This is a genomic window from Burkholderia reimsis (genome assembly GCF_003294055.1).
In the GTDB taxonomy this organism is placed as follows: Bacteria; Pseudomonadota; Gammaproteobacteria; order Burkholderiales; family Burkholderiaceae; genus Burkholderia; species Burkholderia cepacia.
Genome location: NZ_QMFZ01000012.1, coordinates 78014 through 92152 on the forward strand (window position 1 = coordinate 78014; position 14139 = coordinate 92152).

The following is a 14139-nucleotide window of genomic DNA, read 5'->3' on the forward strand; positions in this document are numbered from 1 at the left end:
GATGGCACTTATCGACGGCGTGTCGGTCAAGCTCGGCGCGCGGGATTTCGTTATCCCGCCGCTGAATTTCAAGCTGCTGCAAACACTGGCCGAACCGCTCGCGGTGGTCAACAAAGGCGGCTCGTTCGTCTCTGATCCCGAGACGCGGGCCGCGTTCGTTGCGGTCATCACCGCTTGCGTGCAGCGCAATTACCCCGAGGTCACGAACGACGACATGCTCGATTTGCTCGACGTGTCGAACGCACAGGCGGCCATGCTCGCGCTGCTCGGCGTCTCCGGGTATGAGGCGAAGCCGAACGGCAAGGGGGCGGCGCAAGTGGGGGAATCGGCTGGCACGGCATCTACAACGACCTAGCGCTGGCGTTCGGCTGGTCGTGGGAATACATCGATGAGTGCATGACCGTGCCTCGATGGAACGCGATACAGCACGCGTGGGAAGAAGCACCTCCCCCGCACGTGATGCTCGCGGGTTTCTTCGGTTATCAGCGGCGCAGCGCGAATGATCAGCAATCGATTATCGCGGCGCTGATGCAATCCCCGCCTGATGGAGTCTCCGTAAATGGACGAAGTTAACGTCAAGGTCACTGCGGACACGAAACAGGCGACCGATGCTGAGGTCAATCTCGCCGATGTGACCGAAGAAACCACTAACCGCATGGGCGCGTCGCTCGATGCCTTGAGCGCGCGCTCGCGTGCGGTTAGTGAGTCTGTGTCTGAACACTTTCGCGAAATGGGCCGCTCTGCAAAGGAGTCAGCCGCGCAGGTTAATGAGAACCTCGAAAAGATCGAGGGGCGACTTAACTCCATCACGAAGTTCGCGCACACGTTAGGCGAAGTCGCGATTGCTGGTGCTGTTGGCGATTGGGCCATCGAGCAAGTCAAGGCCATCGGCGAGTATGGCGAGGCGGTCGATAACGCGTCGCAGAAAACCGGCATCGCTGCCGAAGAGATTCAACGCCTCGGCTATGTCGGCCGTGTCACGGGCCTGACGTTCGACGACATGCAACACGCGATGTTCCAGCTCGCGCGGCGCATGGCGGAGGCGCGCGGCGGCTCGAAGGAAGCAGCCGAAGCGCTCGCGCTCGTCGGCGTCAAAGGCGCAGACCTCAAAAATCTGTCGCTCGATCAGGTCTACCAGCGCATTGCTGAGACGTTCAAAGATCATGCGGACGGCGCGAATAAAACCGCGCTCGCAATGGAGCTGATGGGCCGCAACGGTCAGCAGCTTATCCCGACGCTGAACAAGGGCGCTGAAGGGTTCCAAGAACTTGAGGACCACGCGCAGAAAGTCGGCTACGTGCTCGATGAGGAAACGATCGCCGCGATGGCGCGACTCGCCGAGCATATGCACCAACTCGACGCTGATTCGAGCGCGATGGCGAACACGTTGCGCGGTCATGTCGCTGTCGCGTTCGACGAGCTGGTTAAGACGCTCGACGATACGGCGGTGGCAGGCGACGGCGCGCGCGAAGCGATCAAGTTTTTCGGCGAGGTGATCAAGGGCTTGGTCACGATCGTGCTCGGCGCGATCACTGGCCTTTCGCAGCTCGACGACCTGCTTAACGGCATTGCGAAGGCCGCGAACGATTTCAAGTTCGGAAACTTCACCGCAGCCGGGAAAGATATCGCCGACGGCTACCGTCAAGCGAAGGGCGAGGGCGACAAGTTCCTGCAAACGTATCACCGCATTTGGGATGAGCAACAAAAGCGCGAGGGGGCGAACCCGACGCGCCATAAGCCCGATGTGGGTGTCGTGCACAAGGGCGGCAGCTCCGGCAGCACGTCGAAAGGGCTGGCCGCTGTCGCTGCTGCTGAGGCTGCGGCAGAACTCGCGCTGCTGAAAGAGAAATTGCAGGAAGAGGCGCGCGCGAATCAAGACGCCTACAAATCCGGCGCGATCGGATTGCAGCTCTACTATCAAGAGCGGCAATCGATCGAAGAACGCGGCCTGCAAGGCGAGATTCGGACGAAGGAGAAAGAACGCGCTGCAATCACGTCGATCAAGCCGCAGAACGCCAACGAGGCTTTGCAGCTCAAGGCGAAGCAGATCACGGTTGACGGTCAGCTCGCTGTCCTCGAACAACGTCTAGCCGATTCGCGCGTGCGCAATGCGCGCGAGTATGCGCTCGCGCTGCGTGATCAAAACGACCAGCTCGCGCGCATCGCTGCGGCGTCTACTGTCGCGGTGGGCGGGCAGGCGATTGCACAACAGAAAGCGCTCAACGATTTGCGCGTCGCGCTCGGGCAGGAAACCGCGCAGCAGTCTATCGCCGTCGAGACAGACCTCGAAAATCAGCGGTTCGCGTTGCAGCGTGCCGAGTTCGACAAAGAGATTGAACTCGCACATAACAAGCCCGTCGAGCTGGCGAAGATTAACGCCGACATTCTCGCAGCCGAAGCCGAGCACCAAACGAAGATGGTCGAGCTGTCCGCGAAGGGCATCCAGGACCAAATGAAGTATCAAGTCGAGGGGACGCAGGTTGTCGAATCGTCCTTTGAAGGCTTGTTTGAAAAGATCGCGACCGGACAGGAAACCGCGCGCAAGGCCGTGATGGATTTCTTCACTGCGATCCAGCAAGGCATCGCGAAGGTCATGGCGAAGGGGCTTACTGAAAACCTCTTCGGTGGCGGCACTGGCGGCGGCGGTGTGCTGTCGGACCTCATGACGCGTCTATTCGGCAATCAAGGCACGAACACGACGCCGAGCGCGGGCACGACGACCGGCAGCAGCGCTGCATCGTCCGGCATCGGCTCTGTGTTCAAGGGGCTATTCGGTGGCAGCGGTAGCGCGACGCTCGCCGGTATCAACAGCTCGCAAATGACCGTCGCCGCGATGCAGGCTGCATCGGCCACGATCCCGACCGCGACTGTCGCCACGATGACCGTCGCGAACATGATCAGCGCAGGCGGCGGTGGGAGTGGCGGCGGCGGTGGCTTCGGCGACATGCTCGGCGGCCTCTTCGGTGGCAGCACGAACTCTTACGGCTTCTCCCTTGCCGGAACCGGCGTTCCCGATGCGATGAGCGCGGCGACGAGCGGCGCGGGTATGGCGCTACCTGCTGGCCTCGGTGGCATCGGCGCAGGCATTCCGATGTATGACAAGGGAACGAACTATATCCCGCAAACACAGCTCGCCATCGTGCATCGAGGCGAGGCTGTCGTGCCCGCTGCCTACAACCGCCCGCAAGTCGGGAGCGTTGTCGTAACGAATCACTTCTCACTCGGCCAAGCGACTGACCTACGCACGCAATCGCAGATCGCGTCTATGGCTGCGGGCGCACTCAACCGCGCAGCACGGAGGAACGGATGACTTCGCCCTTTCTCGAAACGCCGCGATTCCCTGATGACCTCGCGCGCTGGGCGCTCGGCGGCGTCAACTATTCCACGATCGTGATCGGCTCGACGAGCGGACGCGAAACGCGTAACAGCCTGTGGCAATACGGGCGCGCACAGTGGGATTTGCAGAACGTCGAGTGCGCCGAAGGCATCGCCGGGAATGCCTACGTGCTGCAAACGTTGCGCAATTTCTTTCGGGTCTGCAAGGGTCAAGCGTATGGCTTTCGCATGCGCGATTACACCGACTACAGCGACGAAGGGAACGGCATCCTGGGCCTGCCTACGTCGCAGCTCGCACCCGGCGCAGCGCCGACCGGGCACGGCGCAGCAATCCCAGTGATGCAGCTCTATAAGCAATACGTCGCTTCGCCTCTGTCGGACTATCGCGTGATCCAGAAGCCGCTACCCGGTAGCGTGACGATCAAGCGCAACGGCACGACCGCAGCGGGCGCGACGCTCGACACGACAACCGGACTCGTCACGTTCGCAGCGGACAGCAGCGCGTCGATTACGAGTGCGAGCGCCGCGACCAATTGCGTGCTGACGTTCTCGGCGATCCCGTCAACGGCTGCGGTCGGTAAGTCGGTCTACGTCACGGGCGTCTCGGGCACGATCGGAACGCTTCTCAACGGTCAAGCGTGGTCGATCATCGGCGCGACGAGCACCACGCTAACGCTCGCGGCGAACACGACCGGCCTCACGGGCGGCTCGGGCGGCACCGCATCGATGTATCCGCAGGGTACGGACGCGCTCACGTGGACCGGGCTTTTCGATACGCCGTGCCGCTTCGCCACTGACGCCTTCGAACCTGTGTTCGATCCGGGCGGCCTGTACACGTTCCAGACGCTGAAAATCGTCGAGGTGCGGCTGTGAGAACTATCTCGCCCGCGCTGCTCGCGCACCTGCAAGGCGATGTGCGCACGCTTGCGACGCTTTGGAAAATCACGCGCACCGACGGCGCGATTTTCACGTTCACCGATCACGACGCGCCGCTGACGATTGGCGGCTACACGTACCAGTCCGCCGCGTACACGGCCAGCGCCATCGACATGACGAGCGATATGTCAGTGTCGAATATGGAAGTGAACTCCGTTTTCGATAGCGCGAGCATCACGCAATACGACCTCGATGCGGGCCTGTGGAACTCGGCGGCGGTCGTGATTATGCTCTGTAACTACATGGATGCCACGCAAGGCACTGTGCAGATCGCAGCAGGCATTCTCGGCGCGATCAAAATCCTGAACGGCAAGTATTCAGCCGAGCTGCGCGGCACGTCACAGATCATGCAGCAAGGGTTCGGCGATCACTTCCAACCGAGCTGTCGGGCGACGTTCGGCGCGACTGGTGTTCGACAGTGCAATATCGCGGGCGGGCTTGGCCCCCTGACGTTCACCGGCAGCGTTAGCGCGGTCGCGATCCCTAACGTGTCGTGGCTCGATCCGTCGCTCACGCAGACCGGGCCTGTCGTGCCGTACACCGACACGCGCGGTCTTGTCGTGCCGGTCACGGGCGCGTACACGATCCAGATCGTGCCGCCGAACGGTGGCGCGTTCGTCGCCAACTCGCAAGTCACCGACATTCAGGGGAATCTCTACACGCGAGTTTCCGGCAGCCCCGGAGGCAGTCAATACAGCGTGACGGCGGGCGGGCTGTACACGTTCAACAGCTCGCAGGCCGGTCAAATGGTGTTCATCAATTTCACCTACACGATCGGCTATTTCGCATACGGGTCCGTCAAGTGGCTGACCGGCGCGAACGCTGGTTACTCGATGGAGGTCCGCACGTTCGCGCCAGGCGTCGTCACGCTCGCGCTGCCGATGGAATATCCGATCGCGCCGGGCGATACCTATTCGATCGTCGCAGGCTGTGACAAGCAATTCGGCACGTGCAAAAACCGGTGGAACAACGTCGTTAATTTTCGCGGTGAACCCTACGTGCCGGGTATCGACACGGTGATCCGCCCGCAGGTGTCTTGATGTGCACGCGCGCGGAGTTCGTCGCAGAGGCCCGCACGTGGCTGCATACGCCGTTCAAAGCACAGGGTCGACTCAAGGGTATCGGCGTCGATTGCGGCGGCTTGGTGGTCTGCGTAGCGAAGTCGTTCGGCCTCACTGAGTTCGACGTGTCGGGCTACAAGCTGCGCATGGGCGAATCGCTCGCGACGTATTGCGAGGCGAACATGCAGCGCGTCGCACTCGCTGATGCTGATGCGGCCGACGTGCTGCTTTTTCAGTGGAACGGCACGCCGTCACACGTCGCGATTCTCACCGATCGCGATCACGTGATCCACGCCTTCGTGCCGAACAAGGAAGTAATCGAGCACCGTCTCGACGATCGCATGCGGTCGCTTATCCGCTGCGCCTACCACGTTCCGGGAGTCGTCTAAATGCAGCTCGTCCTCAGTGCCGCAGGCGCGATCGTCGGTGGCGTGCTCGGCGGGCCGCTCGGCGCGCAGATCGGATTCATGGCCGGTGGGCTGATCGGTGGCCTTCTGTTCCCGCCGAAGCCGCCCGCGCTGCATGACCTCACGATCCAAGACAGCGCATACGGCCGGTGGATTCCGACCATCTACGGCACGTTTCGCGTATCGGGAAACGTCATTTGGGCCAGCCCGGTCACGGTCAGCGAGCAAGACAAAAAAAAGTCGCCTGTCGAAGCCGCGAACATGTCGATCGCCATCGCGCTGTGCAACGGCACGATCGGCGGGATTCGCCGTATCTGGGCCAATCACAAACTCGTCTATGACGTGTCGAACCCGTCGAACTTCGAAGCGATCAGCGGCTCGGCTGCGATGCTCACGAATTGGGTTTTCTATCCCGGCGACGAAAACCAGATGCCCGACCCGACGATGGAATCGTATCTCGGGGTCGGCAACGTGCCCGCGCATCGCGGTATCTGCTACGTCGTGTTTAACGGCTTGAACCTGCTGCCGTATGGGAACGTGATCCCGACGTTTGAGTTCGAGGTTATGACCTCTGCAAACGTGGTCGGCGTGCCGGGCATCGCCGCAAGTTTCCCGTTCATCTTTAACGACTCGTACCTGGGGCCGGACGCGGGCGCGTGGCAGATGCCGCACATTACGGGAAGCGGCGGCCTCGCTATGGGCGTCGCACAAAACCCGTTCGGCGCGCATCGCGCGGTCGAAGTGCAAATGTCGGCCTATGGCCCTGCGCGCCTGCCTGACCTTCACTACGGGTTCAGCTATAACCCGTTCGGTGATTTTCGCGGCACGTCGGACGTACCCGGATTTCTGAATAACCTCCTGAAGCAGTGGATCACGCCGGTAGGCTTTTATTCGCAGTTCGCGACTGATGGCTTTCCGTCCGACTTCGCAAGCTACTGGCGCAACGGCGCGGACTTCTATGCAGGCGGCCTCACGGCGAATACTTCTGTCATTCGCTCGACGGCCCCGGTTGAGTTCGCCACGCCGCAGCTACCCGGCATGGTGCTTGCGACGAGCGCGACGCACCCTTGGGGTTACAACGTCATCGGCGGCACGGCGAGCTATGTCTATGCAGTGAGCGGCGACGGCGCGACGATCTATCGATTCGACCGGCACACGCTCGCCACGGTCGCGACGTGGACGAACAGTGGCAATGCCGGCAATTACGGGTGCGTGCTGAACGACGATTTCCTTTTCATCTATGCGCAGCCTGCCGGTAACGCGCTCTGGAGTTTCATTCCGTCTCAAGGCTTGTGGACGCGACTCGGGTTTATCGGCGATCCCGCGCCGTACAGCATGACCGCGATCAATCAGAACCTTGTGATGTGGTCGGGCACGGGCGGGCCGCTTCAGTACGGTAGCCCGTACATGCTGAAATACTTCGCCATCGGCGGGAACGGGAACGAGGTCACGCTCGCCTCGATCGTGTCCGACGTGTGTTTGCGCGCGGGCCTCACTGCCGGACAGATCGATGTGTCGCAGCTCACCGACCTTGTGTACGGCTATGGCATCACGTCGTACAGCAGCGCGCGTGATGCCCTTGTGCCTCTGATGCAGTCGTATTTCTTCGACGCAGTAGACGACGGCGGCACGCTTAAATTCGTGAAGCGCGGCAGAGCACAGGTTGGCGTGTTCCCGTGGGCTGATCTCGGCGCAGCACGCGATCATCAAGGCGGCTTCACGATCGATCCGATCCAGCAGGCTAACGAGTTCGAGCAAAGCGCGCCGCGCTCGCTCACGCTCACCTATGCAGGTAAGAACAATGACGGGCAGGCAGCATCGCAACGCGCGTTCCGATCGTTGACCAAATCGAACCTCGACGGCGCAGCACAAGTGCCGATCGTGTTCGACGACGGCGAAGCGCTCACGCGTGCGCAAGCAATGATGTGGGCGCAATGGCTCGGGCTGAAGAAATTTCAGTTCACCACGTCCCTTGCATATCTCAATTACGAGCCGTCCGATGTTGTCGGCTTGACAGACCAAAATGGGTACGTGCATACCGTGCGGCTCACTAAATGCCAGTACGACGGGGCAGGCGTACTGCTATGGGATGCCGAATATGAATACCCTGCCATTTATCCGAACTTCGCGAACTTCAGCGCGCAAGGTGCGCCGCCTGCGGGATTTACACCGCAGTCCATTGACTACTCCGGGCCTTCTGCGCTGGTTGTTCTCGATGTGCCTCCCCTCCGCGACTCCGACACCTCACCCGGCCTATACCTTGCCGCCTGCGGTTATGCGGCATCGTGGCCGGGTATCTCGATCGAAGTCTCGCGAGACGGCACGACATACAGCTCCGTAGCGAGTGACGTGACTGCCGCCGTCATCGGCGTGACGACGACGGCCCTTCCGAATTTCTACGGCGGCAATCAGCCCGACGAACTCAGCACGGTAACGGTGAGCCTGTACGGCGTCGGCGGGTTGTCGTCGGTCGATTACTCGACGTTCTTCTCGGGCGCGAGCTACGCCTATATCGGCGGCGAACTCGTCTTGTTCCGCAACGCCGTGCAGATCGCGGCGAACACATACACGCTGTCGGGGTTCCTGCGTGGCCGCGCCGGTACTGAATGGGCGATGGCGTCGCACGTCGTCGGCGACACGTTCGTTTTCCTCGACCCGACGAAGCTGATCAGCGAAGGAATCCAGATCAGCGACCTGCGGAACACGATGTATTTCGAATATCAGCTCTTGAATCTGTTCTTTAACGTCGCGAATCCGATCGTGTCGCAAGTCGTGAGCAACGGTCGCGTTAAGCCGCTCGCGCCTGCCTTGTTCGTCGCGGGTCACGGCAGTACGTCGAGCACGTCGGATATTTCGCTGTCGTGGTTCCGGCGCGCGCGTGTCAACGCGCAATGGCTCGACGGCACCGACGTTCCGCTCGATGAATCGAGCGAGTCCTACCAGCTTCAAATCCTCAACGGCACGACCGTGGTTAGAACCGTCGTCGTTACGGGTCCGTTCACCGCGCCCGCGCAGCCTGCATACACATACACGGCCGCGCAGATCACGGCTGACGGCTTCACGACCGGCAACACGATCAATTTTCAAGTCGCGCAAAACAGCGATCAGGGGCTTCTCGGCTTCTTGGCGCTCACCAGCATTGTGAGGTAACGAAATGAGCAATAGCACGACGCTCCTCGATACGATCGCGGTCAATCAAGCGAACAAGGAAGCGGTGATTAACGCGCTGATGGACGCGGCGTCGCCTGCTACGTTGTGGGGCCGACATGCGAGCGCGTGCTCGGGCCTCACGTGGGGCTATTACGGTGGCGCGTTCGTCGTCGGCGGCACGATCAACACTGTGGCCAACGGTACGGTCACGCTCACGGCGAGCACGACCAACTACGTCTACTCGAACGCGACGACGGGCGCTGTCAGCGTCAACACGACTGGTTTCCCGACTGGCTCGATTCCTCTCTATACGATCGTGACGGGCACGGCGACCGTTTCGAGCTACACCGACGACCGCAGCTATCAGCCGAGCGCGACGGCGACCCTCGGCGCAGGGACTGTTACGAGCGTCGGCGTATCGATGCCGGGTATTTACAGCGTGACTGGCTCGCCGATTACGACGAGCGGCACAATCACTGTCACCCTGAGCACGCAAAGCGCGAACACGGTATTTGCTGGCCCGTCGAGCGGCGCAGCAGCGGCCCCGACGTTCCGCGCACTCGTCGGTGGCGATATCCCCATTTTCGGCGCTTCGGGTTCGTCGCACGCGCCGGGCGGCGTTCCCGATCCTGGCTCGACGGCCGGATCGACGCGCTACCTGTGCGAAAACGGCACATGGGCTGTTCCTGCGGGCGGCGGTGGCGGCGGCGGCGGGACGGTCACTGATGTGGCCGCAGCGCAAGGCGTCGAGACTGCGAGCGGCGCAGATATCACGACGAGCGGCACGATTCGCGCGAACCTGATTCCGACGATTTACACATCAGCGCATACCGTCGGGACCGGCGACCGTGGCGCGGGCATCGTCATGAATTCGGCCAGCGCGGTCGCGCAAGCATTGCCGACGGCAGGCGGTACGAACTTTCCTTCTGGCTGGTACTGCGATTTTGCGAACATCGGCGCGGGCGTCATGACGCTTTCCGTTCCGACCGGCGCATACCTCGACGGCGTGCTCAATGGCACGCTCGCGCTTTCGCAAAATACCGGCGTGACGGTCTTTACGGACGGCTCGAACTGGTTTTCTCTGCGCGGCGCAGCGCCCGCGACCACAACGCCGAAGGACGCGCTCGGTTACTACCTCGCGAACAACCCGAGCGCCAGCAGCTTCACGCTTGCCACGCAGAGCGGCAGCACCGGATCGATCGCGAACCTCGCGAGCGGGCGCGGCTTCGCGATGAAGGTTCCGGCCACGAACGGCGCGGATAACAACACGTTTGCATACGTGACGCCGCCCGGTGGCTCTACGTGGACGATGACGGCCATGCTGGTGGCGTCGGTGCTGAAGGGCAACGCGACGAACTTCGGCCTTGCCGTGCAGGACTCTAATCCGAACACCGCGATTTTTGCCCTCGACGGCTTCACGGCAGCGGTCAGTTATGTGCAGTGGATCGGCATGAATTCGTTCGGCGGTCGCACGACTGGCCCCGGAATCGGCGCGCTGTCCCCGCTGGTACACGTTTGGATGCGGCTGCAATACACGTCGGGCGGGAACTTCATCTACTCCCTGTCGCCGGACGGCGAAACGTGGGGTGAGGTCTATCGAGTCAGCGTTACGAACTGGCTCACCGTTGCACCGACGAAGGCAGGTATCTGGTGCAATACGAATCTCGGGTCGTCGAACTCGAACGTTCAAAGCATCGTTACCTGCATGTCTTTCACCATCGCATAACGCGTATCAAGAGGTGTGACATGGATACTTTCGATCAAGCGTTCGCGCTTGTCGTCGGCGTTGAGGGTGGATTCTCGACCGACCAGAACGATCCCGGAAACTGGACGAGCGGGAAGGTCGGCATCGGCACGTTCAAGGGGACGAAGTACGGCATCAGCGCCGCGTCATACCCGAACCTCGATTTCGCGAACCTCACGCCCGACGATGCGAAGGCGATCTATGGCTCGGACTATTGGGCCGCGTCGTGCGCTGATCAGATGCCGTGGCCGCTCGCGCTGTTCGTTTTCGACTGCGCGGTTAATCAGGGTGTCGGCACGGCCAAGATGACGCTACAGCAAGCGCTCGGCGTGAAAGTCGATGGTGTGATTGGCCCGGTCACGCTCGCCGCTGCGCAGAACGCCGACGCCGAACACGTCGCGCTATTCATGGCGTCGCGCGGCATCCGATACACGCACTCGCCGATCTTTCCCGGTAACGGCCTCGGCTGGTTCAAACGGCTGTTTCTGCTCTGTCTCAATCACGGGGGCTGATCATGGCATGGGGTGACGTTCTCAACGTGCTCGAACAAGTCGCGCCGACCATCGCGACGGTCGCGGGCACTCCGCTGTTGGGCGGTGCGGTCGCTGCGCTCGAACAGGTATTCGGGTTAACCCCCAAAACCGACGAATCGATGCAGGCCCGACAGGATCAGCTCGCTACCGCGATCGGCGGCGCGACGCCCGAGCAATTAATCGCGCTGAAAAAAGCCGACCAAGACTATGCCGCGCGCATGGCCGAACTCGGATTTAAGAATAATGAAGCGTTAGCGCAGCTCGCCGTAACGGAGGAGCAAGCCTATATGGCCGATGTAGAGGACGCGCGGCGCGCTAACGCAGCGAATCAGCGCGTGTTCTGGCTCGGCGTCGCGGTGCTGTCCACGTTCGGCCTCGTATGCGTCGGCGCGCTTTTTGGCGCTGCTGCGCTGTTGACCGGAAAGATGGCCGTGAGCGACGCTGCACTCGTCGGCATGGTGTCGGGCTTCATCGGGACGATCATCGGCTACGTCGCGAGCAACGCCACGCAGGTTGTGTCGTTTTACTTCGGGTCGAGCAAAGGCAGTGAGCAAAAGTCCGAGGCGATGGCTACGGCCTTCACGCAGGCTTTCGGCGGCCCGATCAAGGGTGCGTCTACCCGGCCGGCCACCAACAGCTAGAACAGGCTGCATCGAGCTGCGCGAGGGTATCCATGACGAACCCGCATCCGACGCCGGAATCCGTGCGAGAACATATCGATACGGTCGAAAAACTGTTCGACTCCAAGATCGGGACGCTGCGCTTCGAAGTCGTCACGGGCCTGTCGAGCCTGCGCGAGCTGACGCGGCAGAACCTTGAGAACGTCGTCACGTATCAGACGGCCGTGCACGACGAAGTAAACCGCCGACTAGCAGAAATTGAAAAGTCCATCGAGCGACTAGATCAAGCGAACCGCGATTATGTTCTGCGCGAAGTGTATGAGAAAGATGAGGAGCGGCTCTACAGCGAGCGACACGAACAGCAGTCAAACCGCGAGAACGGACAGCGGGCGATTATCCTCGCGCTGATTTCCGTCTTGCTCGGCGTGTTCAATACGATCGTGGTGATCATTCTGCGGTTCGTGCACTGACAGAATTACGAGGATTTCTATTTGATCATTCGCAACCTTGATCAAAGATTGTCAGATCGCATCTCAAAAATGGACACGGACGGACTTTTTGGTTAACAGTGTGAGCAAACCGCTCGATATGTACGCTAGATGACCGAACACGCCGATTGTCCGTATCTTCTCCATTCTTCGTTGCACCTGTTTGCCATGGTGCACAAGCCCCACGACGCGCCGTCAATGCCCGCAGGATCGACCTACTGCGCCGACATGCAGATGCTCTGCCAGAAAGAACGCGGCAAGCGCTCGATCTCCACGTACCTAAGTCCTCTAGACGCCGTCATGGGATCGGGCGGCTTGCTTGATGGCGATCATTTCTGGCCGATTGACTTCCGGCAAGTCGATACGCGTACGTTCATGGAAGAGAACGGCAGTTTGAGGATTGCAATCAACTATGCCTATGGCGCTGACGGTGACAGGCTCGTAGTTGACGAGCGGGGGCATCCGCTGATGGTCTACACGGGAGAATCGTTCGACGTGCCAAAAGAGCAATGGGAACACTTCAGCATAGCCTTCTCTAACGGCCTCGTTGAGGAAATTGAAGAGACCTATGCGCGTGCTGGCCTCTCGGGCTTCGTGGAGACGTTGGATGCGATGCGCGGATGGTCAAGAGAGCAAATCGCAGACGCAGCAGAGGAAGCAACGAACCGCATACCCCCCGTTGTCTCTGTTGAAGACCTTCGGACTGACAGGATGAGACAAGGGGCGATCTATGACCCTGAGTCTGGCGATTGGGTATTTGTAAATTTCGGCTGAGAGATAGAGGGGCGTTTCAATGCGTAAGGCAGCAGTTCGAAATGGCGATCCGACGACGACACGAGGCTTTGTGATCGCGCATTCGTCCACCATTTTTGATGATGGGAAGCGCGTCGCACTCGGCGGCGACGAGGCGACATGCGGCAATTGCAAGGGCGCATGGAAGATATTTGGCACTGGCGATGGCATGACCGAAAAGGGGCGCGCTGTCGTCGTCAATGGCGATCTTGTGCTGTGCCCATGCAAGCAGAACCGAGTTATCGTCGGGAACGATCCCGGTATTTTCCTAGAATGCGACGACGGCTCATCCACCGTGCGCCGCTCCGTGGCAGTAAATTCAGCACCGGCAAACGAGGCCGCTGCCGGCATGAATCAACACTTTCGGATCGTAAACAGCGACGGCACCCCGGTAGAGGGATTGCAATATCGGCTTGAAACATCGGACGGACGGACGATTATCGGCATCACGTCGTCCGATGGATTGAGCAAAATCGTTTCGGCCAGCAACGCTCAACAGGTGCGCCTCCTGCTGCATATTTCGGGTTCTTAGGAGTATTAGTTGAAACGATATTTCATTCGGGAAGGTGACAAAACCACCGCAGGCGGAACGGTGCTGGATGGTGTGCCGAACAATATGCATCATGACGTTCCGCTTTCGTTCGAGGGCGCACGCATCCACTGTCCCGCATGTAACTCTGAGGGGTACGCTCAGAAAGTGCCGCCGTACTGGCCTATGAGCATGATGGGTAAGGCCGCAATCTTAGACGGCGACCTGTGCATATGTAAGTGCGATCCTCCGCCGACGTTGATCGCGTCTCAAGGCGACCGCTTCATGTCCTTCGAGTCGGAGCCGGAGGCGGTCGGAAGCAGTGCGAAGGGGTTCCGCCAAGGTTCGAGCGTTCTGACGCACGATCGACATTTCCGAATTATCAATAGCGACGGCACTCCCGTCGAAGGTCTGCGCTATCGGTTGCAAGTTGACGGTGAGCAGGATATCGTCGGGCAAACCGGTGCGAGTGGTAAAACGCAACTGGCGCGGTCTAACGGTGCCAAGACGGTTTCGTTGTCGATTGTTATTGAAGGGAAATAA

General features: G+C 60.6%; 13 protein-coding genes. All 13 read left to right on the plus strand.

Annotated elements, in window-relative coordinates; genetic code table 11:
* Position 1 precedes the first annotated feature (1 nt).
* Positions 2-355, plus strand: coding sequence for a hypothetical protein (locus tag DPV79_RS16130; RefSeq protein ID WP_113045897.1), 354 nt, complete (start codon positions 2-4; stop codon positions 353-355).
* A gap of 204 nt (positions 356-559) precedes the next feature.
* Entirely contained in the window at positions 560-3310 is a 2751-nt protein-coding gene (locus DPV79_RS16135) for a hypothetical protein (RefSeq protein WP_133295667.1), read from the plus strand.
* Complete coding sequence (locus DPV79_RS16140; protein WP_113045899.1) at positions 3307-4209, plus strand: DUF2460 domain-containing protein; 903 nt, start codon at positions 3307-3309, stop codon at positions 4207-4209. Before DPV79_RS16135 ends, DPV79_RS16140 begins: the two co-directional genes overlap by 4 nt.
* Positions 4206-5312 carry a DUF2163 domain-containing protein gene (locus DPV79_RS16145; protein ID WP_113045900.1) on the plus strand — a complete coding sequence of 369 codons (1107 nt, stop codon included), beginning with the start codon at positions 4206-4208 and terminating at the stop codon, positions 5310-5312. The genes DPV79_RS16140 and DPV79_RS16145 overlap by 4 nt, the downstream gene beginning before the upstream one ends.
* The gene (locus DPV79_RS16150; RefSeq protein ID WP_244321761.1) at positions 5312-5722 is read left to right on the plus strand and encodes an NlpC/P60 family protein; all 411 of its coding nucleotides are present in this window, start codon (positions 5312-5314) and stop codon (positions 5720-5722) included. The genes DPV79_RS16145 and DPV79_RS16150 overlap by 1 nt, the downstream gene beginning before the upstream one ends.
* Positions 5723-8890 (plus strand): phage tail protein, encoded by a 3168-nt coding sequence (locus DPV79_RS16155; protein ID WP_113045902.1) that lies wholly within the window; start codon positions 5723-5725, stop codon positions 8888-8890.
* A 316-nt stretch (positions 8891-9206) separates the two neighbouring features.
* Positions 9207-10616, plus strand: a complete 1410-nt coding sequence (locus tag DPV79_RS43065; RefSeq protein WP_208866727.1) for a hypothetical protein — start codon at positions 9207-9209, stop codon at positions 10614-10616.
* A 20-nt stretch (positions 10617-10636) separates the two neighbouring features.
* Positions 10637-11146 carry a glycoside hydrolase family 108 protein gene (locus DPV79_RS16165; RefSeq protein ID WP_113045903.1) on the plus strand — a complete coding sequence of 170 codons (510 nt, stop codon included), beginning with the start codon at positions 10637-10639 and terminating at the stop codon, positions 11144-11146.
* A gap of 2 nt (positions 11147-11148) precedes the next feature.
* Positions 11149-11808, plus strand: a complete 660-nt coding sequence (locus tag DPV79_RS16170; protein ID WP_113045904.1) for a hypothetical protein — start codon at positions 11149-11151, stop codon at positions 11806-11808.
* Between the two features lie 32 nt (positions 11809-11840).
* Positions 11841-12257, plus strand: coding sequence for a hypothetical protein (locus tag DPV79_RS16175; protein ID WP_113045905.1), 417 nt, complete (start codon positions 11841-11843; stop codon positions 12255-12257).
* Between the two features lie 129 nt (positions 12258-12386).
* On the plus strand, positions 12387-13049 hold the full coding sequence (locus DPV79_RS16180; protein WP_113045906.1) for a hypothetical protein: 663 nt from the start codon (positions 12387-12389) through the stop codon (positions 13047-13049).
* Positions 13050-13068: 19 nt separating this feature from the next.
* A complete protein-coding gene (locus DPV79_RS16185) occupies positions 13069-13599 on the plus strand; it encodes a PAAR domain-containing protein (RefSeq protein ID WP_113045907.1) in 531 nt (176 codons plus the stop codon).
* 9 nt (positions 13600-13608) lie between these two features.
* Positions 13609-14139 (plus strand): PAAR domain-containing protein, encoded by a 531-nt coding sequence (locus tag DPV79_RS16190; RefSeq protein ID WP_113045908.1) that lies wholly within the window; start codon positions 13609-13611, stop codon positions 14137-14139.